The sequence below is a fragment of the Streptomyces spongiicola genome, from assembly GCF_003122365.1.
GTDB lineage: Bacteria > Actinomycetota > Actinomycetes > Streptomycetales > Streptomycetaceae > Streptomyces > Streptomyces spongiicola.
In genome coordinates this window covers 5663085-5686659 of the sequence record NZ_CP029254.1, presented here as the reverse complement: position 1 = coordinate 5686659, position 23575 = coordinate 5663085, and the positions used below count along the sequence as shown (strand labels likewise).

The 23575-nt window shown below is 71.5% G+C and carries 12 protein-coding genes; 8 read left to right on the top strand and 4 right to left on the bottom strand.

Annotated elements, in window-relative coordinates:
* The first annotated feature begins 138 nt into the window (after positions 1–138).
* The 4 genes from DDQ41_RS24805 to DDQ41_RS31445 all read left to right on the top strand — a co-directional run bounded on the left by DDQ41_RS24805 (position 139) and on the right by DDQ41_RS31445 (position 14085).
* Positions 139–6528, top strand: coding sequence for a protein kinase domain-containing protein (locus DDQ41_RS24805; protein ID WP_109296465.1), 6390 nt, complete (start codon positions 139–141; stop codon positions 6526–6528).
* Positions 6529–6549: 21 nt separating this feature from the next.
* Complete coding sequence (locus DDQ41_RS24800; RefSeq protein ID WP_109296464.1) at positions 6550–9546, top strand: DEAD/DEAH box helicase; 2997 nt, start codon at positions 6550–6552, stop codon at positions 9544–9546.
* The gene (locus DDQ41_RS24795) at positions 9546–13715 is read left to right on the top strand and encodes an Eco57I restriction-modification methylase domain-containing protein (RefSeq protein ID WP_109296463.1); all 4170 of its coding nucleotides are present in this window, start codon (positions 9546–9548) and stop codon (positions 13713–13715) included. The genes DDQ41_RS24800 and DDQ41_RS24795 overlap by 1 nt, the downstream gene beginning before the upstream one ends.
* Positions 13716–13878: 163 nt before the next feature.
* The gene (locus DDQ41_RS31445) at positions 13879–14085 is read left to right on the top strand and encodes a hypothetical protein (protein WP_162602724.1); all 207 of its coding nucleotides are present in this window, start codon (positions 13879–13881) and stop codon (positions 14083–14085) included.
* Between the two features lie 112 nt (positions 14086–14197).
* Here the strand turns inward: DDQ41_RS31445 and DDQ41_RS24790 are convergent, their stop codons facing one another.
* The 3 genes from DDQ41_RS24790 to DDQ41_RS24780 all read right to left on the bottom strand — a co-directional run bounded on the left by DDQ41_RS24790 (position 14198) and on the right by DDQ41_RS24780 (position 15613).
* Positions 14198–14383, bottom strand: coding sequence for a DUF397 domain-containing protein (locus tag DDQ41_RS24790; RefSeq protein WP_109296462.1), 186 nt, complete (start codon positions 14381–14383; stop codon positions 14198–14200).
* Between the two features lie 178 nt (positions 14384–14561).
* Positions 14562–14747, bottom strand: coding sequence for a DUF397 domain-containing protein (locus DDQ41_RS24785; protein WP_109296461.1), 186 nt, complete (start codon positions 14745–14747; stop codon positions 14562–14564).
* Entirely contained in the window at positions 14744–15613 is an 870-nt protein-coding gene (locus DDQ41_RS24780) for a helix-turn-helix domain-containing protein (protein WP_109296460.1), read from the bottom strand. Before DDQ41_RS24780 ends, DDQ41_RS24785 begins: the two co-directional genes overlap by 4 nt.
* 163 nt (positions 15614–15776) lie before the next feature.
* Here DDQ41_RS24780 and DDQ41_RS24775 point away from each other — a divergent pair, with 163 nt between their 5' ends.
* The 4 genes from DDQ41_RS24775 (at position 15777) to DDQ41_RS24760 (ending at position 21763) form a co-directional block, all read left to right on the top strand.
* On the top strand, positions 15777–16250 hold the full coding sequence (locus DDQ41_RS24775; protein ID WP_109296459.1) for an ATP-binding protein: 474 nt from the start codon (positions 15777–15779) through the stop codon (positions 16248–16250).
* A gap of 270 nt (positions 16251–16520) precedes the next feature.
* Positions 16521–18371: a DUF4357 domain-containing protein gene (locus DDQ41_RS24770; protein ID WP_109296458.1), complete on the top strand. Its 1851-nt coding sequence runs from the start codon at positions 16521–16523 to the stop codon at positions 18369–18371.
* Positions 18368–19576 (top strand): McrC family protein, encoded by a 1209-nt coding sequence (locus DDQ41_RS24765; RefSeq protein WP_109296457.1) that lies wholly within the window; start codon positions 18368–18370, stop codon positions 19574–19576. Before DDQ41_RS24770 ends, DDQ41_RS24765 begins: the two co-directional genes overlap by 4 nt.
* A gap of 39 nt (positions 19577–19615) precedes the next feature.
* On the top strand, positions 19616–21763 hold the full coding sequence (locus tag DDQ41_RS24760; protein WP_109296456.1) for a DEAD/DEAH box helicase: 2148 nt from the start codon (positions 19616–19618) through the stop codon (positions 21761–21763).
* Between the two features lie 47 nt (positions 21764–21810).
* On the opposite strand, the gene DDQ41_RS24755 is transcribed toward DDQ41_RS24760, so the two are convergent.
* Positions 21811–23475: an N-6 DNA methylase gene (locus tag DDQ41_RS24755; RefSeq protein ID WP_109296455.1), complete on the bottom strand. Its 1665-nt coding sequence runs from the start codon at positions 23473–23475 to the stop codon at positions 21811–21813.
* Between the last annotated feature and the right edge of the window lie 100 nt (positions 23476–23575).

Here is a 23575-nt window from a genome sequence, read left to right as displayed (position 1 = left end):
TCTCATATAGAAGTTGCAGGGCGCCTTGTGTACATTCCACAGCTCAACGGACGTGCGATCCGGGCGCATTCCGCCTCTGCGAACATGAACGGGCATCTGCCGCGCACACCGGCAGGAGCCACCAGGGCAGGGCATGGCATGGCATGGCAGGACGGGACGGGGCGGGCCGGGCGTCAGGCCAGCCAGACGGAGAGAGGGGTGGCAGTGGCCGAGCGGCTGATCGGGGGCCGGTTCCGGGTGACGGGGGTCATCGGGTCCGGGAACATGGGCGAGGTCCACCGCGCCGAGGACCTGCACCGGGCGGAGGGCACGGCGGCTCGCACCGTCGCCGTGAAGACCATCCTCCGGCGCCGGTCCGGCGCCCATCTGGACACCGCTGACGACGCCAAGGCCGTCCAGCGGTTCGCCCGTGAGGTCCGCATCATGCGCCGCCTGGAGCACCCCAACCTCACTCGCCTCGTCGACGGAGGCGTGGACGAGGCGGACGGCCGCCCCTACCTGGTGATGGAGTACCTGGACGGCGAGACCCTGCGCGACCTGATCGAGGAGGAGCGGCAGCTCCCCGCGGCCTGGGCCGTCGCCATCGGCGCGCAGATCGCCGCCGGTCTGGCCGCCGCGCACGCGGCCGGGGTGGTCCACCGGGATCTGAAGCCGGCCAACACCATGCTGACCACGGGCGGCACGGTGAAGGTGCTCGACTTCGGCATGGGCCGGATCGTGGACGACCCCGCGGACGCGAGGCTCACCAGCACGGGGGTGAGCGTCGGCACCGCCCGCTACATGGCGCCCGAGCAGTTCGAGGCCCGCCAGGTCACCCAGGCGGCCGACCTGTACGCCCTCGGCTGCGTCCTGTACGAGATGCTGGCCGGCGTGCCTCCGTTCGTCAGCGGATCGGCCTACGAGCTGGGCCGCAAGCACGTCGAGGAGATCCCGGCGTCCGTGAGCACCGTACGGCCCGCCACCCCCGCGGCCCTGGCCCGGCTGGTGAACCGGCTGCTGGCCAAGGACCCCGCCGAACGCCCCGCCGACGCGGTGTCCGTCCGCGAGGCCCTGCTCCCGCTGCTCCCGGAGGCGTTCGCGGCCGACGGGACGGACCCCGGCGAGGAGGGTTCCGCGCTCCCCCACTGGAGCGCGCTCGACCCGGTCCGCCCCGTACGCCGCGCCGCCCCGGCCGCGGCGGTGCCGCCCGCGGCGCCGGCCGCCGAGCGCCCCCGCCGGGCTCCCTCCGGTCCCGGCATGGACGTCTTCGGTGTCCACCGCACCCTGATCGAGGACTACCGCTCCTTCACCGAGGGCGGCACGGTCATCCGCGACGACCGCATCGCCTCGTTCGTCGAGGACGACCTGAACGCCAAGTCCCAGTGGCCCGACCCGTGGCTGTCCCTCAACCCGTTCTTCGCGAGCGGCGGTACGGTCGTCGAGCTGGCGGGGCAGGGCGTGCTGCACCCCGAGTGCGCACGGATCTTCCAGGCCCGCAAGACCCAGGGCGGCACGGTGTGCGACGGCCGCCCGCTCACCCTCCACCAGCACCAGCGCGAGGCCGTCGACGCCGCCGCTTCCGGCGAGTCGTATGTGCTGACGACCGGCACCGGCTCCGGCAAGTCGCTCTCCTACATCGTGCCCATCGTGGACCGGGTCCTGCGCGAGCGCGAGGCAGCGGGCCACCGGGCGGCGAAGCGGGTGCGCGCGATCGTCGTCTACCCGATGAACGCGCTCGCGAACAGCCAGCTGAAGGAGCTGGAGAAGTACCTGCGCGACGGGTACGGGGCCGGCCGCGAGCCCGTCACCTTCGCCCGCTACACCGGCCAGGAGGACGACCGGCGCCGCAGGGAGATCCGCGACAACCCGCCGGACATCCTGCTCACCAACTACGTGATGCTGGAGCTGATGCTGACCCGCCCGGCCGATCGCGCCAGCCTCATCAGCATGGCCCGCGGCCTGGAGTTCCTCGTCTTCGACGAACTGCACACCTACCGCGGCCGGCAGGGCGCGGACGTCGCCCTGCTGATCCGACGGGTCCGCGAGGCCTGCCGGGCCGACCGGCTCCAGTGCGTCGGCACGTCCGCCACCATGTCCACCGAAGGAACCGCGGACGACCGGCGCCGGGTGGTCGCGGACACCGCGACCACCCTGTTCGGCACGCCCGTGCATCCCCGCAATGTCATCGTCGAGACGCTGGTCCGGGCCACCGACGAGGCGCCGGCGACCGTCCCGGCGGACCGGCTGCGCGCGCCCGGCGCCCCCCGCGCGTACACCGACCTGGTGCGCGATCCGCTGGCCCGGTGGATCGAGACCCGGTTCGGCCTGGCCGTGGACGGCGGCCGGCTGGTGCGGCAGCGGCCGGCCCAGATCGAGGTCGCGGCCCGGGAGCTGGCCGGCGCCTCCGGCGTGGACGCCCAGCAGTGCCGGGTGGCCATCGAGGCGACGCTGGAGGCCGGCTCGGAGGCCCGCCACCCGGTCACCGAGCGGCCGCTGTTCGCGTTCCGGCTGCACCAGTTCCTGTCCAAGGGCGACACCGTGTACGCCACGCTGGAGGACCGGCTCACCCGCCACCTCACACGCTCGTACCAGCTCGAACAGCCCGGCGGCGGCGGCAAGCTGCTGATGCCGCTGGCGTTCTGCCGCGAGTGCGGCCAGGACTACCTGACCGTCTGGCGTACCGAGAAGGACGGCGAGGTGCGCTACGAGGCCCGCCGGGACACCGCCGCGACCGGCGGCCGGCAGGGCGACGGCTATCTGTACGTCGACCACGACCGGCCCTGGCCGTCCGCCGTCCAGTACGCCGTCGACGACCGCCGGCTGCCGGAGTCCTGGCTGGAGGCGGACGACCGCGGCCAGGAAGTCGTCAGGAAGTCCTACCGCGACCGGGTGCCGCGGGCCGTCACCGTCGACCCGCGCGGCGTCGAGGGCCGGGACGGGCTGCGGGCCGCGTTCGTCCCGTCCCCGTTCCTGTTCTGCCTGCACTGCGGTGTGGCGTACGAGCAGACCCGCGGCAAGGACTTCGCCAAGCTGGCCACGCTCGACCGGGAAGGCCGTTCCTCGGCCACCTCGCTGATCTCCGCCTCGGTGGTCCGGTCGCTGAAGTCCGTTCCCGAGGAGGCCCTGGAGAAGGAGGCACGCAAGCTCCTCACCTTCGTCGACAACCGCCAGGACGCCTCGCTCCAGGCCGGCCACTTCAACGACTTCGTGCAGATCACCCAACTGCGTGGGGCGCTGTACCGGGCGGCTCTGGACGCCGGCGAGGACGGCCTGCACCACGAGGACCTGGCGGCCCGGGTCGGGGACGCGCTCGGCCTGCACCCGGCGGACTACACCGACGGCGGCCGCACGCCGGCCCCGGCCATGGCCCGTGCCGCGGCCAGGACCCTCCGCGACGTGATCGCGTTCCGGCTCTACCTGGACCTGGAGCGGGGCTGGCGCATCACCATGCCCAACCTGGAGCAGACCGGGCTGCTGGAGATCGACTACGCGGACCTCGACTGGGTGGCGGCGGAGGAAGACCCCTGGGCCACCGCCCTCCCGGTGCTGCGCGAGGCCGATCCGACACTGCGCGCCGAGATCATGAGGGCGCTGCTGAACGAGATGCGCCGGTCGCTCGCCATCGACGTGTCCTACTTCCGGGACGACTTCGACGCGCTCCAGCGGGCGAGCGAGGAGCGGCTCGCCGACCCGTGGGTGCTGTCCGCCTCGGACCGGCCCAGGGTCGGCACCGCCTACCCGCACCCCTCGGGCAAGGGCATGGACCGCTCGGCGCTGTTCCTCTCCGCCCGGGGCAAGTTCGGCAAGTACCTCGGCCGGGCGGACCGGTCGTTCGGGGAGCTGGACACCGACGCGCTGCAGCAGGTCATCGCCCAGCTGCTCAAGGTCCTCGCGGAGGCCGGACTGGTCAAGGAGGTGACCGAGGCGCCCCAGCGCGCCGGGCGGTTCCGCAGGCCGGCGGACTCCGCGGCGACCGGCTACCGGGTCGCCGCCCAGTGCCTGGTCTGGCGTGCCGGAATGGGCGAGACCGGCACCCACGACCCGCTGACCCGCACCTATCAGAGCGGTGACGGCCCTCGTGTGAACACCTTCTTCCGCGACCTCTACAAGGAGGCCGCGGGGGCGCTGGCCGGCCTGTTCGCCAGGGAGCACACCGCACAGGTGTCCCCCGAGGAGAGGGAGAAGCGCGAGAACGCCTTCCGCGAGGCCGAACTGAAGCTCCTGTACTGCTCTCCGACGATGGAGCTGGGCGTCGACATCTCCTCGCTGAACGCGGTCATGATGCGCAATGTGCCGCCCACCCCCGCCAACTACGCGCAGCGGTCGGGCCGGGCTGGCCGCAGCGGCCAGCCCGCCCTGGTCACCACCTACTGCGCCACCGGCAACAGCCACGACCAGTACTACTTCCGCCGTTCCGAGCGGATGGTGGCGGGCGCGGTCGCCCCGCCCCGTCTCGACCTGGCCAACGAGGACCTGGTCCGCTCGCACCTCCAGGGCATCTGGATCGCGGAGACCGGCCTGAAGCTGGGCCGGGCCATGTCCGACGTCCTCGACGTGCCGGCGCCCGACAGCGGCGACCGCCTCACCCCCGACCTGGAGCTGCAGCCCGACATCCGCGAGGGCTCCCTCGACGAGGCGGCGAGGCGCCGCACCGTGGACGGGGCACGGCGCGTCCTCGCACCGCTGCTGCCCGACTTCGCGGACACCACCTGGTGGTACGACGAGTGGATCGAGGACCAGGTCCGTACCGTCCCCGGGCGTTTCGACCAGGCATTCGAACGGTGGCGCAAGTTGTTCCGCTCCGCGCTCAGGGACTACTACATCCAGAGCGAGCGCCGGATCGACTACAGCCTCACCGAAGGCGACCGCAAGCGGGCCAACACCCGCCAGCGCGAGGCGTGGACCCAGCTGAACCTGCTGATGAACGAGAGCGCCGACAGCAAGTCGGTCCTCTCGGACTTCAACCCGTACCGCTACCTCGCCTCCGAGGGCTTCCTGCCCGGCTACAGCTTCCCCCGGCTGCCGCTCGCCGCCTACATCCCGACCGTCGGCCGCTCCCGCGGCGACGGCGACTTCCTCCAGCGGCCCCGCTTCCTCGCCATCCGCGAGTTCGGTCCCGGCGCGCTGATCTACCACGAGGGCGCCCGCTACCAGGTCACCCGGATCCAGCTGCCGCCGGACTCCTCCGGTGACCTGGCCACCAGCGAGGCCCGCCGCTGCGCCCAGTGCGGCTACCACCACGACCCGAAGGACCGGGACGACCGCTGCCGGATGTGCGACGAACCGCTCGGCTCGTCGACGTACGGACTGCTGCACCTGCACACCGTGTACACCACGCGGCGGGAGCGGATCTCCTCGGACGAGGAGGAGCGGCGCCGGGCGGGCTTCAGGCTGGAGACGTCCTTCCGCTTCCATGACCACGGCACCCGCAGCGGCCGGCTGAACGCCTCCGTCACCGACACCGCGGGCGCGCCGGTCGCCGAGCTGGCGTACGGCGACTCGGCGACCGTCCGCATCACCAACACGGGCCGGGTCCGGGCCAAGAGCGACGAGCCGCCGGGCTACTGGCTGGACCTGGCCGACGGCCGCTGGATGAACGACGCGGACGCGGCACAGGCGTCGGGCGACTCCGGCGAACTGCCGGTGATCGACGAGGCCGGCAACGAGCGGCGCCGCAAGAAGCGCGTCATCCCGTTCGTCGAGGACCGCCGCAACATCCTCGTCCTCACCCTCGACGAGGCCCTGCCCGAACCGGTCGCCCTGTCCGTCATGTACGCCCTGGAACGGGGCATCGAGGCGGCCTTCGAGCTGGAGGACGCGGAGCTCACCAGCGAGCTGCTGCCCCCGAACGACGGCCCGCGCCGGCGCCTGCTGTTCACGGAGGCCGCCGAGGGCGGCGCCGGTGTGCTGCGCCGCCTCCAGGCGGAGAAGCACGCGCTGGCCGAGGCGGCCCGGGAGGCCCTGTCCATCTGCCACTTCGGCGCGGAAGGCGAGGACCTGGGCGGCCCCCACCCCGACCGGCCGTGCGCGCTCGGCTGCTACGAATGCCTGCTCACCTACGGCAACCAGCTCAGCCACGCCCTGCTCAACCGGCACACGGCGCGGGACCTGCTGGTCCGGCTGGCGTCGGCGTCGGCCACCCGCGACCCGCGCGGCGAGTCCCGGTCCGAGCAGTTCCGGCGCCTGCTGGACGGGAGTTCCGGGACTCCCACCCGGGTGGAAGACGCGGTCGCGGAGAGCCTGGGCAAGCCGGCCCAGGACGATCTCCTCACCTGGCTCAGGGCCCGGGGCCTGCGCCTGCCCGACGAGGCCGAGAAACTGGTCACCGAGGCCAACGCCCTGGTGGACTTCGTCTACCGCCTCCCCGGGGCGAAGGTCGCCGTCTTCGTCGACCTCCCGGGCGTGGAGACGACGGCTCTGCGCGACGAGGACGCGGAGGAACGCCTCCAGGACGCCGGCTGGGACGTCATCCGCTTCCCGCACGACACCGACTGGGACGAGATCGTCCGCCCGCACTCCCGCTACTTCGGCACGCCCGCCGCCGACTGACCCGAGGACGAGACGACAGACATGGCACTCACGTACACCGCCGGATCGCTGGTCACCGCCCGCGGCCGGGAATGGGTGGTGCTCCCGGACAGCGAGCCCGATCTGCTGGTGCTGCGCCCGCTGGGCGGTACGGACGACGACATCGCCGCGGTCTTCCCCTCCTTCGAGGAGGTGGAGCCCGCCCGGTTCGCCGACCCCGAACCGGCGGACCTCGGCGACCAGCGCGCGGCCGGCCTGCTGCGCACCGCCCTGCGCATCGGCTTCCGCTCGGGCGCCGGCCCGTTCCGCTCCCTGGCGGGCATCGCGGTCGAACCGCGCGCCTACCAGCTGGTGCCGCTGCTGATGGCGCTGCGCCAGAAGACGGTCCGCATGCTGATCTCCGACGACGTCGGCATCGGCAAGACCGTCGAGGCCGGCCTGATCGCGAGCGAACTGCTCGCCCAGGGAGAGGCCACCGGCCTGGCCGTCCTGTGCTCCCCCGCCCTCGCCGAGCAGTGGCAGCAGGAGCTCCGCACCAAGTTCGGCATCGACGCCGAACTCGTCCTCTCCTCCACCGTCTCCCGCCTCGAACGCGGCCTCGACCTCGGCCAGTCCCTCTTCGACCGCCACCCGAACGTGATCGTGTCCACGGACTTCATCAAGTCCCCCCGGCACCGCGACGACTTCGTCCGGCACTGCCCCGACCTGGTGATCGTGGACGAGGCCCACACCTGTGTCGCCGCGGACGACACCTCCGCGGGCGCCCAGAACCAGCTGCGCTACGAACTGCTGTGCCGGGTCGCCAAGGACCCCGACCGGCACCTGCTCCTGGTGACGGCGACCCCGCACAGCGGCAAGGAGTCCGCGTTCCGCAACCTGCTGGGCCTGGTCAAGCCCGAACTCGCCACCGTGGACCTGGAGTCCAGGACCGGACGCGAGCAGCTCGCCCGGCACTTCGTGGCCCGCAAGCGGGCCGACGTACGCCAGTACCTCACCAGGGAGGACGGGCTCGGCGACGACAGTCTCGCCGAGCGGACCGCCTTCCCCACCGACCGCTCCTTCAAGGACGAAACGTACAAGCTGTCTCCGGCCTACCGCGCCCTGCTCGACGACGCCATCGCGTACGCGGGCGAGCGGGTCGAGGCCGCCGGCGGCCAGGGCAAGCGCGAGGCCAGGATCGCCTGGTGGTCGGCGATCGCCCTGCTGCGCTCCCTGGTGTCCTCGCCGCGCGCGGCCGCGAAGACCCTGAGCACCCGCTCGGCCGCCGCGGTGGCCGGCTCCCCGGAAGAGGCCGACCGGCTCGGCGCCCCCCTCAACAGCGACGCCTCGGACAGCGACACGCTGGAAGGCATGGACGTGGCGCCGGGCGCGGAGACCGGGGAGGCGGCCGGCAGCCGCCTGGCCGAACTCGCCCAGCGCGCCACGGCCCTTCAGGGCACGGAGCACGACCTCAAACTGAAGGCACTGGTCAAGCACCTCAAGGCCCTGCTCGCGGACGGCTACCACCCGATCGTCTTCTGCCGCTACATCCCCACGGCCGAGTACCTGGAGGCCGAACTGGGTGAGCGGACGACCGAGGACGGCAGGAAGAAGCGTTCCCCGCTCGGCGCGAACACCGTCGTCAAGGCCGTCACCGGCACACTCTCCCCGCAGCAGCGCGTGGAGCGCATCGACCGGCTGGCGGAGGCGGCCGGGGACGACCCCGCCGCCCGCCGGGTGCTGATCGCCACCGACTGCCTGTCGGAGGGCGTCAACCTCCAGCACTACTTCGACGCGGTCGTCCACTACGACCTGGCCTGGAACCCGACCCGCCACGACCAGCGCGAGGGCCGCGTCGACCGGTACGGCCAGCGCCGCGACGAGGTCCGCGTGATCACCCTGTACGGTGCGGACAACGGCATCGACGGCAAGGTCCTGGAAGTGCTGATCAAGAAGCACCGCCAGATCAAGAAGGACCTCGGCATCTCGGTCTCCGTACCCGACGAGATGTCGACGGGCGTCACGGACGCGATCGTCGAATGGCTGCTGATGCGCGGCCGCGAGGACCAGGGCGCACTGTTCGGCGCGGACGCGTTCAAGGCCGGCACGGCGAAACTGGAGAACGACTGGAACTCGGCGGCGGAGCGGGAGAAGGCGTCCCGCTCGATGTTCGCGCAGCGCGCCGTCCACCCCGAGGAGGTGGCCCGCGAGGTCGTCGCCCTCCGCGGCGCCCTCGGCGGCACCGGCGAGATCCGCACCTTCGTACGCCAGTCCCTTCAGGCGCTGAACGCCGTGCTGCGCGGCACAGGCGAGGACTTCACCGCCCAGGTCGGCGGTACTCCGGCCGGTCTGCGGGACGCGCTCGCCCCGCTCGTCGGCACGGACACGGTGGACCGGGACCGCCCGGTCCCCTTCCGCACCGACCCGGCGACCGGACGCGGCGAGGCCGCCCTGGTCCGCACCGACCCGGTGGTGGGCGCCCTCGCCGCGCACGTCCTGAACACCGCGCTCGACCCCCGGGCCGAGGGCCCCCGCCCGGCCCGCCGCTGCGGCGTCATCACCACCGACGCGGTCACCACCCGTACCACCCTCCTGCTGGTCCGGTACCGCTTCCACCTCACCCTGCCCTCCCGCGGCGGGGAGAAGCAGCTCATCGCGGAGGACGCCCGCCTGCTGGCCTTCCAGGGCTCCCCGAAGAACGCGGTGTGGCTGCCGCAGCAGGACGCGACCGCCCTGCTGGACGCCACCGCCTCAGCGAACACCGACGCGTACTTCGGCGAGCGCACCATGAACCGCGTCCTCGGGCGGCTTCCCGAGGTGTCGGAGCACCTGGCGGCATACGGCGAGGAGCTGGCCGCCGAACTCGACGCCTCCCACCGCCGGGTGCGCGCCGCGTCCGGGGACATCGTCCGCGGCCTGACGGTCACCGCCCAGAAGCCCGCCGACGTCCTCGGCGTCTACGTCTACCTTCCCGCCGACCCCGCCGACCCCGCCGCCCCTGCCGCCCCTGCCGCCCCTGCCGCCCCTGCCGCCCCTGCCGCCCCTGGAGCGTCCGCCTGATGTCCGCCACCACCCGCAACCAGGTGTTCACCGCCGTCCACACGGTCGGCGCGCTGCTGCCGGCCGACATGCTGCTCCGCATCTCCGAGGGCCGGGTCTCCAAGGACCTCAAGGGCATGGCTCCGGCCGACTACCGGATCGCCGGCTCCCGCACCGTGCGGGACGAGGCCGAGCGCCACTGGGACAACCTCAAGGGGCTCTGGCTGGAGCTGCGCGAGAAGCTGCCGTACGCGCCCGAGTCCTCGGTACCCCCGGACACCACCGGCTACGCCGGACCCAACTGGCTGGACCCGCTGTTCGAGGCCCTGGGCTTCGGCCACCTCACGGCGGTCGGCGCCGACGGCATCCCCGCCGCCGACGGCACCAAGACCTTCCCGGTCACCCACCGCCGCGACCACACCCTCGTCCACCGCACCCCGTGGAACGCCTCCCTCGACAAGCGCCGGACCGCCGGCAGCCCGGCCCCGCAGTCGCTCCTCCAGGAGGCCCTGAACCGCACCGAACCCCACCTGTGGGCCCTCCTCACCAACGGCCGGCGGCTGCGCCTGCTCCGCGACTCCAACGCCCTGGCCACCACCTCGTACGTCGAGTTCGACCTCGAAGCCATCTTCGACGGCGAGCTGTTCCACGAGTTCGTCCTGCTGTACCGGATCCTGCACGCCTCCCGCTTCGAGCCCCCGGCCGAGGGCGGGGCGGGGCAGCGCGGCTGCCGGCTGGAGCTGTGGCGGGACGCCGCGCTCCGCTTCGGCGCCCGGTTCCTGGACGACATCGGCGAGGGCGTCCGGCTCGCCCTCAAGCAGCTCGGCACCGGCTTCCTCAAGCACCCCGCCAACACCGCCCTGCGCGCGGACTTCGACCGCGAGACCTACCACGCGGCCCTGCTGCGGCTGGTGTACCGCCTGCTGTTCGTCTTCGTCGCCGAGGACCGCGAGGCACTGCACGACCCGGAGGCCGGCCCGGAGGCCCGCAAGCGCTACGCCGACTACTTCTCCACCGCCCGCCTGCGCGACCAGGCCCGCCGCCGCCAGGGCACCTCCCACTCGGACCGGTACGAGGCCCTCCGTCTGGTCCTCGACGCCCTCGGCGACGAGAGAGGCCGCCCCGAACTCGGCCTCCCGGGCCTGGGCGGCCTCTTCGACGACACGGCCGCGGACGCCCCGCTCAAGGGCCTGTCCCTGTCGAACCGGCACCTGCTGGCAGGCGTACGCCACCTGTCGGTCGTCTTCGACACCGAGGCCAAGCGGTGGCGGAGCGTGGACTACCGCACCCTGGACGCCGAGGAACTCGGCGTGATCTACGAGTCCCTGCTCGAACTGGTCCCCCAGTACAGCGCCACGGAACAGACCTTCGAGCTGGTGAACCGGGCAGGCAACGAGCGTAAGAAGACAGGCTCGTACTACACCCCGGGCTCCCTGGTCGAAGTCCTCCTCGACTCCACGCTCGACCCGGTCATCGACGACGCCCAGAAGCGCGGCGAGGCAGCGGCGGCCGAGGCCGGACAGCCCGACGCACGGGAAGCCGTCGAGCGGGAGCTGCTGTCCCTGACCGTCTGCGACCCGGCGTGCGGCTCCGGCCACTTCCTGGTCGCGGCGGCCCGCCGCATCGCCAAGCGGGTGGCGGCCGTACGCGACCGCACGCCCGAGCCGACCCCGGAGAGCATCCGGCACGCCCTGCACGACGTCATCGCCAGATGCGTCTACGGCGTGGACCTCAACCCGATGGCGGTGGAACTGGCCAAGGTCTCCCTGTGGATGGAGGCCCTGGAGCCCGGCAAGGCCCTCGGCTTCCTCGACGCGCACGTCAAGCACGGCAACGGACTCATCGGCGCCACGCCGAAGCTGCTGCGGGGCGGCATCCCGGACGAGGCGTTCAAGCCGGTGGAGGGCGACGACAAATCGGTGGCCACGCGCTGGCTGAAGGCGAACAAGGACCAGCACAAGGGCGTCGTCACCCTCGACGCGGCGATGGACGAGGAGGTCAGCGTCACCAACGCCGCCTTCGCCACCGAGCTGCGCCGGCTGATGGACGACGCCCCCACTGACGGTGTCGCCCAGGTCCGCGCCCTGGCCGAGCGCTACCGCGCCTGGGAGGACTCCCCGGAGAACCGCGACGCCCACAAGCTCGCCGACGCGTGGTGCGCGGCGTTCATGTGGAAGAAGACCGACGACGCACCGGCCCCGGTCACACAGCGCGTCTTCCTCGCCCTCCAAAGCCCCGAGGGGGCGGGGACCCTGGAGGAGACCCACCACGAGATCGCCCGCCTGAGCGAGGAGTACCGCTTCTTCCACTGGCACCTGGAGTTCCCCGACGTCTTCGACGTCCCCGACGACGCGTCGGCTCCGGGGGTGGACCCGGTGACGGGGTGGGGCGGCGGCTTCGCCTGCGTGCTGGGGAACCCGCCGTGGGACAAGGTCGACTTCGAGGACAAGAAGTACTTCAGCGTCATCGAGCCGAAGCTGGCCGAGATCTCGGGCACGGCGCGCCGTACGGCGATCGCGGCATGGGCGGCCGAACACGAGGAGGAGGGCGCCCGTTACGCGGCGGCGCGGCGCAGGGTCAAGTCCTCTTTCCTGTTTCTGGGTTCGTCGGGGGCGTATCCGCTGCTACGGAAGGGGTTGTCGGTCAAGGGGGTCAACTCCCTCCAGACCGACCAGCTGTTCACGGAGCGATTCGTTTCCATCACGGCCCCGCAGGGGCGCTGCGGAACGGTCGTCCCGACGCAGATCGCCACGGGTGCGGGCGCACAGTTCCTCTTCCAGGACCTGACCCGGCGTGGTGCGGTGAAGCACCTGTACGACTTCGAGAACGGCAAGCGGGAGAAGCTGTTCCCGGCGGTGCATGCGAGCTACCAGTTCTCGCTGATCTCCCTCGCGGGCCGCGACCTGACCGAGCACGCAGCGAGGTTCGCGTTCTTCCTGGGACACCCGGACGAGCTGGACGGCGGACGGGCAGTCTTCGAACTCTCGCCTGAGGAAATCGCTCTCATCAACCCGAACACGGGGACCCTGCCGCTCTTCCGAACTCGAAGGGACGCCGATCTCACCGTAGCCATCCAAAGCCGTGTACCAGTGTTCGTGCACGAAGAGCGACCTGACGGCAACCTATGGCGCGTCACGTTCAAGAATCTCTTCAACACGACTGACGACTCTGACCTGTTCCGCAACCGAGCCCAACTGCTTGGCGATGGCTGGGCGCTTGATGGTGACGCATTCGTGCGAGCCGAGTCGAGGATGTTGGCACAGTACGACGGCAAGATGGTCCATCTCTTCGATCACCGCTGGAACCGGTACACCAATTTCGGGAACAACGATTTCGAACGCATCCCGCTGAACGACAAGCAGGACCCTTACGCCTATAACCAGCCTCGCTTCTGGATTCAAAATGAAGGACACGTCTCAGTACGAAGGAAGGGAAAAAACACCCTGGTACCTGGCGTGTCCGAACGGCTCAAGGAATTGGGCTGGGGGCCCTCATGGCTCTTGGGCTGGCGTAACATCGCCCGAGCCACTGACGAGCGGACAGCAATCCCCGCCTTCCTTCCGCAAGGGGCCGTCGTTGAAACATTGCCGCTAATGTTCCCCGGAACCGTTGCGGTCAGCACGGCTACCATGGTGGCGGCCCAGAGCTCCCTCGTATTCGACTTCGTGGCTCGCCAAAAGATCGGCGGCATCCACATGGGACTAATGACCTGGAAGCAGCTTCCCGTTCCGCGTCCCGACGACCTCTCCAAGCACGCTCACTTCCTTACTCCTCGCACCCTTGAGCTCGTCTACACCGCCTGGGACATGGAGCCGCTAGCCCGTGATCTCGGCGACACCGGCGCCCCTTTCACATGGAACGAGGACCGCCGCGCCCATCTCCGCGCCGAGCTGGACGCCTACTTCTTCCACCTCTACGGCGTCTCCCGCGAGGACACCGACTACATCCTGGAGTCCTTCCAGACCGAGAACGGCGGTCTGAAGAACAACGAGATCGCCAAGTACGGCGAGTACCGCACCAAGCGCCTCGTCCTCACCGAGTACGACCGCATGGCCGCAGCCGGGCTCAGCATGGAGAACCCGCTCGTGGACGGCGAGGACTACACATCGCCTCTCACTCCACCCCCCGGCCACGGCCTCCGCCATGAACCGGCCGGAATAGACAAACTCGGTACAGAGTACGAGAGTTGACACATCTTCAAGTCGTGTGATCTCCTCTCATCAGGCCAGGGGCTCCCAGCGGGAGCCCCTGGCCTCCTCCTCCTCCTCTCAAGCAAGAGGAGCGCCAGCTTGCCGCAGCGACCACCGTTACCGAGACGCAGCCACCACCAGCCACCGCCAGAGAGGGTCACTGATGACCGAGAACCACGACGCGGCAGCATCTGACAAGCCGCGCAGGGAAAAGCACGTCGCAATCACCCTCCGCAGCGACCGCGGCCGACGAACGCTCCGCGTGATCGTTGATCACCATCTCGCCCTTGATCTGTCCGTCAGTTCGAAGTTCGTCTTTGCCGTCATCCTCATGTGCGCTGCCGCAGCCTGGTACTACTGGCAGATGTAGCAACTTGCGAGCAGCCCGCTACAGGCTGTCCCGCCAACACTGAGCCCGTTCATAGCAGAAGAAGCATCCAGCGGAGCCCTTGCCGCGACACGCGGCTGGACCCGTCAAGGGCTCAGCCGCGTGCGGCGTACCGCACGAACCGCCCCCAGCCTTCGCGGCCAACCGCGAACGCTGGACCGGTCAGGTCCTTGGAGTCCCGCACGTGGACGGCCTCTTCGGTAGCGGCCACCTCCACGCAGTCATCTCCCTGCGTTCCGCTGTAGCTGGACTTGAACCACACAAGTTCCGTCGCGCTCATAGCTCTCCTCGCAGTCTCTCCAGCAAGTTCATGCAGGCACACCTGCGGATCGGCTCCGGCAACACCATGGCACCGCGCCTGCACTTCTACGACGACGGCCCGAAGACCAGCCGCCTCTACATCGGCTCCTCGGCCCGCAGATGCGCAACACCCGCACCTGAGGGCCTCGGCCACGCGATCAGTGATCGACCGCGTACCGCACGAACCGCCCCCACCCTTCGCGGCCGACCGTGAAGGCTGGGCGGGTCAGGTCCTTGGAGTCCCGCACGTGGATGGCATGCTCGGTAGTGGCCACCTCCACGCAGCTGTCGCCCTGGGTGCCGCTGTAGCTGGACTTGAACCACACGAGTTCCGTCGCGCTCATAGCTCTCCTCGCAGTCTCTCCAGCAAGCCCCGCGATTCTTGGGGAGTTAGGGCCTGCGAGCGCAGTGTGTCATAGCGCTGGTGAAGGAGGCTCACCTCTTGTGGACTGCTGATCAGCCGCCCGTTCTGCTGCCCCTCGGAATAGGCAAGTCGCTTCCCCTCCAGCGTTTCCAACAGTTGCAGCGGTCCATCCAAGCACGAGTGCGACTCCGCATCCAGGGGCACCACCTGAAGCGTCACATTCCGCGGTGCACTGTGCTCCAGCGCGTGATCGAGCAGGGTCCGCATGACCTCGCGCCCGCCCAGCCTCCGCCGAAACACCGACTCCTCCACGATGAAACTGAACGGAACGTGCGGCCGCTCGCGCAGCATCCGCTGCCGGTCCAGCCGGGCCGCGACCTGCGCTTCCACGTGCTCGTCCGTCAGCAGCGGGATGCTGTTGTCGAACACGGCCCGCACATATGCCTCCGACTGCAACAGCCCCGGCACCAGCCTGCACTCGTACGTGCACAGGCTCACCGCCCTCTTCTCCAGCCGCGCCCACCGCCGGAACCACGCCGCCAGCCCCGGCTCGCCCCGCGACAGGTGCCGGGCCGCCTTCCGCAGGGCGCCCGTGTTCCCCAGGGCCTCCTCCGCCCGTTCCACGAACGCCTCGTCCGGCATCCGCCGGCCCAGCTCCACCGACTCCACCGTGTGCTTGGAGAACCGGACCCGGGTCCCGAACTCGACCCGGCTGAGCCCCGCGTGTTCCCGCAGGGCCTGGACCACCGCCCCGAACGTCCGCAGACTGTCCGACGGGTCCGGCTCACGCTCCCCGTCCCCGCACACCTCGCCCACGTCGCCCACGTCGCTCTCGACCACCGTCATCCGCGGTCACCTCCCCGTACGTACCCGCGGGACCCACCCGCACCGGACTCACCTAGCGTGACAGCCAGTTCACCGTACCGTCCACCCTGTGTGCCCGTACGCTGACTGCGCGTACGGGGTGCGCCTCTCGCGGCACAGCGTGCGCCACCGCCACCGTGGCCCCATGAACCGCACCACCCCCCACATGGCGGGCCGCACCAGTACCTTCTCCCAGCTGCTGTCCTCCACCCGGCGCGGCGCCCGCCTCGCCCGGCTGCTCGCGATGACGGAACTCCGCACCTGGCACCTCCCAGGCGAAGTCACCGAACGTGCCGAACTGCTGGTGGCCGAACTGGCCGCGAACGCCGTGCGCCACGGCCGGGTCCGGGGCCGCGACTTCCGGCTCCGGCTGCGCATCACGCCCGCCGCCCCCGCGCCCCTCGTGACCGCCGCCGCCCCGGCACTGCGCATCGAGGTCACCGACGCGCGCGGCGAGCGGCTGCCCACCCCCTCCCGCCCCCTCGCCGACCACCCGGACGGAGGCGGCCACGGCCTGGTCCTCGTCGCCGCGTACGCGGACCGCTGGGGCTGGGAGCCCCATCCCCCGGGAGGGAAGACCGTGTGGGCCGAGGTCGACCTCCCGCCCGGGCGCCACTGACCCCTCCGGACACACGGCCGGAGGACGCCTTTGATCAAGGAAGGCGCGCCGCCTTGGGCTCGCCCCGGCGGACAGCACCCGGCACCCGCCGGCTACGCCCCCGGGGACGCCGTCCTCACCCGGTCCGCTCGCCCGGGAGGCGATGCCGCCCCGGGACGACCCGCGCGAGCACGATCCGGAGCCCTGGCAGTCCGGGCCCTCACTGTCGGTGGGGGCCCGTACGCTGGCCGCGAGTGATCCGACCGACCGGAACAAGAGCGAGGGGGGCTCATGCCGACAGCGGACGAATGCCCGGGATACCCGGGATACCCGGAGTTCCGCCTGCGGTTGCCGAACGGCGGGCCGGAGGCGCGCGGGCGTCACACCGACGAGAGGGGGACGAACGGCAGCCGCCGGTTCGCCGTCCTGGCCGGACAGCCCGTCCGCCCGGACGTCGTGCCGTCGTTCCAGCAGGTCCGCTCGGCCCATCGGCTGCGCGAACAGCTCCTCGCGGAAGGCCGGATCACACCGTCGCGGACCTGGCCCGGCTGGCTGGAGACCGCCGGCATGATCACGTTCAACTCCCCGTCCGAGGCGGGCGCCGTCCTCATGGGCAGTGCGGTCAACGGCTGGCTGGTCTGGAAGACGGAGGACGGCAGGCCCCTCGCCGACTTCCTTCCGGGCGCTTCCGGGGGCCCCGACCGCGCCTGGCTCGTCCGCGGCTCCAACGCCACCGGGGTCGACCTCGTGCGGCGCATGTGGCTGCCCGAGGGGCGCGTCAGCCTGGCCGCCGCCCGACTGCGGCAGGGCGTGGCGCCGGGCCTCAGCAAGGAAGAGGTCCGCGTCCTGGTGCGGGAGGACTACGAGGCGACGGCGACGTACAGCCAGAAGCAGGACCTGGTGGAGGAGCTGCACGCGTTCCTGTCCCGGATGAAGCCCGGCGACACGGTGTGCACCATCTCCGGCGGGCGGCTCTACGTCGGGGAGATCACCGGCGCGGTCGAGCAGATCGAGTCCGAGGACCACCGCTCCAACCTGCGCCGCCCGGTGACCTGGCAGGACGAGGGGCATCCGTACGACGAGCTGCCCGAGGCCCTCCAGCAGAAGCTGTCCGCCCAGCACGACGTGGTGGAACTGACCGCCGTGCAGGCCGCCATCGACGGCCTCGGGCTCTCCGACGAGGAGCTGGCCGACGCGGCCGTGGCCGTAGAGCGCGATCCGAGCGTGGAGATCCCCGCGATCCCCGCGATCACCGTGCGGCGGGACCCGGAGCTGCCGGAGCCGACCGACGAGCTGGCCGCCGAACTGCTCGTCCACGAGACGGCGTGGCTGCGCGAGGTGCGGGACCTGCTCGCGGACGACCGGCAGCTCGTGCTGTACGGGCCGCCCGGCACGGGGAAGACGTATCTGGCGCTGAAGCTCGCCGAGTTCCTCGGCGGCGGGCCCGAGCAGGTCAAGCTCGTCCAGTTCCACCCGGCCTACTCCTACGAGGACTTCTTCGAGGGCTTCCGGCCCCAGGAGCACCCCGAGACCGGGGAGGTCGCCTTCCGGCTCACCGCCGGTCCGCTGCGGGAGCTGGCGGACCTGGCCTCCCGCGAGGGCAACCGGCACATCCCGCACTTCCTGATCATCGACGAGATCAACCGGGCCAACCTGGCCAAGGTCTTCGGCGAGCTGTACTTCCTCCTGGAGTACCGGAACAAGTCGGTCCGGCTGACCTACTCCGGTGACGACTTCGCCCTCCCGCCGAACCTGTTCGTCATCGGCACCATGAACACCGCGGACCGCTCCATCGCGCTGGTGGACGCGGCGATGCGCCGCCGGTTCGCGTTCGTGGAGCTGTCCCCGGGGACCGAGCCCACCAGCGGTCTGCTGCGGCGGTGGCTCGACGCACAGGGGAGGGACGCCGAACCGGCCGGCCTCCTCGACGCCCTCAACGCCCGTATCGAGGACCCCGACTTCCGGGTCGGGCCGTCGTACCTGATGAAGAAGGGCGTGTACCGGGACGGCGGGCTGGAGCGCACCTGGCGGACGAAGATCCTCCCCCTGCTGGAGGAACACCACTACGGCGAGGGCATCGACATCGAGAAGAGGTACGGGCTGACGGCGCTGCGCCGGTCGCTGCCGGAGCCGGGCGCGTGACCACGGCCGTCGAACTCGTCGAGCACGCCCCGGCCACCGGGCACACCCTGCCCGACGCGGCCGGCCGGGCCCTGGCCTCGGCCGGGATCGTGGAGGCGTCTCCCGACCCCTACACCCCGGGGCGCTGGCTGCTGCGGGCCGGCAGCAAGGTCGGGGCCGTGGCCGTCGGTGTGCCCGGCGGTGAACCGGTCACCGTCCGCATCACCCCCAAGGTGCCGGTGGGCCGGCTGCTGTTCCTGCTCGGCTACAGCCTCGATCCGACGGGCGCCTGGCGGGACGGGCAGGTCGACGTGGGCGAGCACCGCGACCTGCTGCCCGCGCTCGCCCACGCCGTCGAGCGCCAGGTCGACCGGGCCCTGCGGCGGGGTCCGCTCCAGGGCTACCGCGCGACCGAGGAGAGCGCGCTCGTCGTGCGCGGCCGCATCCGGGAAGCGGACCAGGTCCGGCGCCGTTTCGGGGCGGTGCTGCCCGTCGAGGTCAGGTACGACGAGTTCACCGCCGACATCGCCGAGAACCGCCTCCTGCGAGCGGCCGTCGAACGCCTGCTGCGCCTGCCCGGCATACCGCGGGCCGTGCGCCGCCGGCTGCTCCACCAGCGCTCCCGGCTCGCCGGGGTGAGCCCGCTCGTACGCGGCCGCCGGCCGCCCTCCTGGCAGCCGAGCCGGCTCAACGCGCGCTACCGGCCCGCCCTGCGCCTGGCCCGGGCCGTCCTGGAAGGCTCCTCCCCCGAGCACACCCCTGGCGAACTGGCCATCGACGGCTTCCTGTTCGACATGAACAAGCTCTTCGAGGACTTCGTCACGACCGCCCTTTGCGAGGCCCTGCGCGGCTCCGGCCTCACCTGCCGCCTCCAGGACCCGCAGCATCTCGACGAGGCGGACGCGATCCGCATGAGACCGGACTTCGTGGCCTATGACGTGGCCGGCACACCCGCGGTGGTCGCCGATGCCAAGTACAAGGCGGGGAAGCGGGACGGATACCCGGACTCCGACCTCTACCAGATGCTCGCCTACTGCACGGCCCTCGGGCTGCCGGAAGGACACCTCGTCTACGCCAGGGGCAACGCCCCGCACGCCGCCCACACCGTGCGGCACGCGGGGATCCGGCTGCACCAGCACGCCCTCGATCTCGACCAGGATCCGGCCGGACTGCTGGCCGAAATCGGCTCCCTGTCCCGGAAGATGGGCGCTGACCCGCCCGTATGATCGGCCGGTGAGTGTCCGCCCGTGGTGGGGAGTCAGGCCGTGCCGCAGCTCGCTTTCGCCAACAGCTTCTGGGAGAGCTACGACGTCCTGGAACGGCCCGTCAAAGCCGGCGTACGCAAGGCCATGCGGAAGTTCCAGCAGCTGACGGTGCCCGAGCTGCACACGGACAAGGGACTGCACCTGGAATCCGTGCAGAACGCCCGCGACCCGCGCATGCGGACGATCCGCATCAACGACTTCTGGCGCGGCGTGGTCCTCGCGCCCGACGACGGCACCGATGTGTTCCTCCTGGTCAACGTGGTGCCGCACGACGACGCGTACACCTGGGCCGCCAAGCGGCTGTACACGACGAACAAGGCCACCCGCGGTCTGGAGGTGCGCAACGTCACCGCCATCGAGCAGCTGACCCCCGCCCTGGAGAAGGCCGCCGCCCAGGCCCCTCGGCTGCTGTTCGGCCAGTACTCGGACAGCGTGCTGCGGGATCTCGGCATCGACGAGCAGGTGCTGCGGGCCGTGCGGACCGTGATCGACAAGCCGCAGCTGGACGCGTTCGGCACCCTGCTGCCGGAGGACCAGTTCGAGGCGTTGCAGTACCTCGCCGAGGGGTTCAGCCCCGAGGAGGTGTACCGGGACGTCGTGGCGGTGCGCCGGCCCGCGGATCCCGGCCCCGACCCGGACGCCAGCCTCGCCGAGGCCATCGCCAACACCACCAGCCGCATCACCCTGGTGACCGGCGCGGACGAGCTGACCGAGGTCCTGCGGAAGCCGTTCGCGGCCTGGCGGGTGTTCCTGCACCCCTCGCAGCGCCGGGTCGCGTACCGGGTGTCGTACGGCGGCCCGGTACAGGTGACCGGCGGACCCGGCACCGGCAAGACGGTGGTCGCCCTGCACCGGGTGAAGCATCTGCTGTCGCGGTCCCCAGGCACCCGCATCCTGCTCACCACCTACACCAACGCCCTGGCCCAGGCGCTGCGCGAGAACCTGTCCCTGCTGCTCGACGGCGACGAGGCGCTGCTGGCCCGGGTGGACGTGACCACGGTGAACGCCTTCGCGCACCGGATCACGGCCGGGCAGGGCGGCCGGGCACCCGCGCCTGTCGGGGACCGCGAGGAGCGGCAGGTCTGGCAGCGGGTGCTGAAGCGGCTCCGGCTGCCGTGGTCGGAGCAGTTCCTCGCGCAGGAGTACCGGCATGTCGTCCTGGCCCAGGACATCCGGGACCTCGACGGCTACCGCACGGCCCTGCGCCGCGGACGGGGCACCGCGCTGTCCGCGGCTCGCCGTGAGCAGCTGTGGCCGGCCGTGGAGCTGTTCGAGGCGATCCTGGCCGGGGAGAACACCACCACGCACCTGCGGGTCTGCACACGGGCCGCCCGGCTCCTGGCGGACGGGACGCCGCAGTACGACCATGTGGTGGTGGACGAGGCCCAGGACCTGCACCCCGCCCAGTGGCGGGTGCTGCGCGGCGCGGTCGCGCACGGCAACGACGACCTGTTCATCACCGGGGACCCGCACCAGCGGATCTACGACTCCAAGGTGTCGCTGAGTTCACTGGGCATCTCGGTGACCGGCCGGACCAGCCGGCTGCGGATCAACTACCGCAGCACGGAGGAGATCCTCGGCTGGTCGACGGGCATCCTGGCGCCGGTGGCGGTCGAGGACCTCGGCGGTGCGGGCTCGGACAGCCTCGCCGGGTACCGCTCGGTCCTGCACGGCCGCCGTCCGCGGGCGGAGCGGTCCGGCTCCGAGCAGGCGGAAGTCGAGGCGCTGGTGGAGCGGATCCGCGAGTGGATCGCGCAGGGTGTGCGTCCCTCCGAGATCGGTGTGTGCGCCCGGTTCAACCTGCTGCTGGGCAGGGTGCGCGAAAAGCTGTCGGCGGCCGGCATCCCGGTGGTGCGGGTGCGGGACAACCCGGGTCCGGACGCGGAGGGGGTGCGGCTGGCGACCATGCACGCCATGAAGGGGCTGGAGTTCCGCTGCGTGGCGGTGCTCGGGGTCACGGCGGGGTCCCTGCCGTTCGCCCGCGAGGTCACGCCCGCGTCGGTCGACGCGCTGCAGCACGAGTCCGACCTGCTGCGCGAGCGGTGCCTGCTGTTCGTGGCGTGCACCCGGGCCAGGGAGGCGCTGTATGTGTCCTGGACCGGGGCGTCGAGCCCGTTCCTTCCGCGGGCGGCGGATTCCGCGGCCTGATCCGCCCACCCGCCGCCCGCCCGCCGCCCGGTGGACGGGCGGGGAGGTCAGCCGGTGGGGTCGGCCGGCGGCAGGAGTCCGCCGCTGCCGAGTCCGTCGCGGGCGAGCTCCACCGCCTCACGGCCGAGTTCCGCGAGCTCTCGGATGCGTTCGTCGAAGGCGTCGACCGCCGTGAAGGCACGCCCGTAACGGCGCTGGGCCTCGATGTCCATCTGCGGCACCCGGCCGCTGCGGGCGTCGAAGCGGTAGGTGCCGCTGGCGCTGGTCGAGCGCCTGGTGTTCGCCGCGCTGCGCAGGAACCCCCGCAGGTAGGCGTCGTCCAGCTGGTCGCTCGCCGATCTGAGGTCGTCGTCGCCGCACTCGACCAGACCGGCCCGGGCGAGTTCTCCCACGCTGACCGTGGGCGCCTCAAGCGCCGCGGTTCCCGCCCCTTCCGCGAGCACGGGCAGGAGCTCGGCGAGTCCGGCGAGCCGGTCCTCCAGCCGGGCCCTCAGGGCTTCGTACTCGGCCCGGTAGTCGCGGTGCGCCGCGCGCACGTAGCGTCCGGGAGTCAGGTCGACGGCGTCGTCCAGAAGCTCGACCGCCGGGACCTGCGCCACCTGGTGGGGGGCCGGGTCCAGTGGCCCGTCCGGCTGGTTGGCGGTCAGATCCACGAGGCGCACGGATCCGGGCGCCGTGCCGGTGGCCGACGGCCGGGTGAGCTCCCACAGATGGACGGGGAGTGCGTGTGAGGCCGCCGAACCCGCGGGCAGGGCGATGAGCCGGGTGAGGATGCCGCGCCGTACGAGTTCGGCCCGGATCCGGCGGCCGGCCTTGCGGTAGGCCACGGAGGCGGGCATCACCATCAGCACCCGCCCGCCGGGCGCGGTGCGGGCGTAGGCGTGCTGGAGCCAGGCCAGCTCGCCTTCCGCCTTGGGGGGTGTACCGAACTCCCAGCGCGTGTCGAGGAGCAGGTCCTCCCGGCCCCATTCGGCGACGGCCACCGGCGGGTCGCAGACCACCAGGTCGGCCCGGACCTCCGGCAGCCGGTCCGCACGGAGGGAATCGCCCGCGGTGACGACGAAATCCGTGTGTCCGGCGAGGTCTGCGCGGAGCTGAGCGAGGCGGGCCCGGCGGGGGTCCCGTTCCTGCCCGAATCGTTTCGTCTCGGCGGCGGATCCCATGGTGAGCAGGAGGCTGCCGATGCCACAGGAGGGATCCAGCACCGTGGCGCCCTCGCGCAAGCCTCCTCCGTAGTGCCGCACGGCTCGAAGGATCCGCCGCGAGGTGACATGGTCCGAGCCGGACCTGCCTGCCGCATCGGTGATCCTCGCGACCAGCCCTTCGACGACGGCGGCGGCCGAAGCCTCGCGCGCGAGCAGGCCGGCCAGTCCGGCCGCGTCGTCCGGGAGATCCGGCGCGGGCTCGGCGCCGGCCAGATGCCGGGCCACGTCGGCGACGGCGGCCACGCTCTCCTCGCCGTAGGCGGCCCGCAGCGCCTGCCAGAGCCGCACCTCGTCGGAGACGCCGTGCCCCTTGTTCTGCCGGTCCAGCCACGCCCGCACCTCGGCGAGGGAGAACAGGGGACTGTTCACACCGCCACCCGCGGGCAGCGGGAAATCGCCGTGGCGTCGACGCCAATTGGAAACCGCTGCCCGTGTCACCCCCGCGAAGCGGGCAAGCTCCGAGCCGGAAACGAGCCGGTCCGGCGAGTCACCGTCCACGTTACCCATACCACGAGCGTACACGACGGCATTGATCGGCGATCTACACAATGCGTTGACATCGTCAACATGTCGCCGTTGAGCCAGAAACACACGGGAGTGTCTAATC

Coding starts and splice junctions, on each gene's coding strand:
- DDQ41_RS24795 (WP_109296463.1), top strand. CDS start 9,546: ATGTCCGCCACCACCCGCAACCAGGTGTTCACCGCCGTCCACACGGTC.
- DDQ41_RS24805 (WP_109296465.1), top strand. CDS start 139: ATGGCATGGCAGGACGGGACGGGGCGGGCCGGGCGTCAGGCCAGCCAG.
- DDQ41_RS24780 (WP_109296460.1), bottom strand. CDS start 15,613: ATGACGGTGGTCGAGAGCGACGTGGGCGACGTGGGCGAGGTGTGCGGG.
- DDQ41_RS31445 (WP_162602724.1), top strand. CDS start 13,879: ATGACCGAGAACCACGACGCGGCAGCATCTGACAAGCCGCGCAGGGAA.
- DDQ41_RS24755 (WP_109296455.1), bottom strand. CDS start 23,475: ATGGGTAACGTGGACGGTGACTCGCCGGACCGGCTCGTTTCCGGCTCG.
- DDQ41_RS24790 (WP_109296462.1), bottom strand. CDS start 14,383: ATGAGCGCGACGGAACTTGTGTGGTTCAAGTCCAGCTACAGCGGAACG.
- DDQ41_RS24800 (WP_109296464.1), top strand. CDS start 6,550: ATGGCACTCACGTACACCGCCGGATCGCTGGTCACCGCCCGCGGCCGG.
- DDQ41_RS24775 (WP_109296459.1), top strand. CDS start 15,777: ATGAACCGCACCACCCCCCACATGGCGGGCCGCACCAGTACCTTCTCC.
- DDQ41_RS24785 (WP_109296461.1), bottom strand. CDS start 14,747: ATGAGCGCGACGGAACTCGTGTGGTTCAAGTCCAGCTACAGCGGCACC.
- DDQ41_RS24770 (WP_109296458.1), top strand. CDS start 16,521: ATGCCGACAGCGGACGAATGCCCGGGATACCCGGGATACCCGGAGTTC.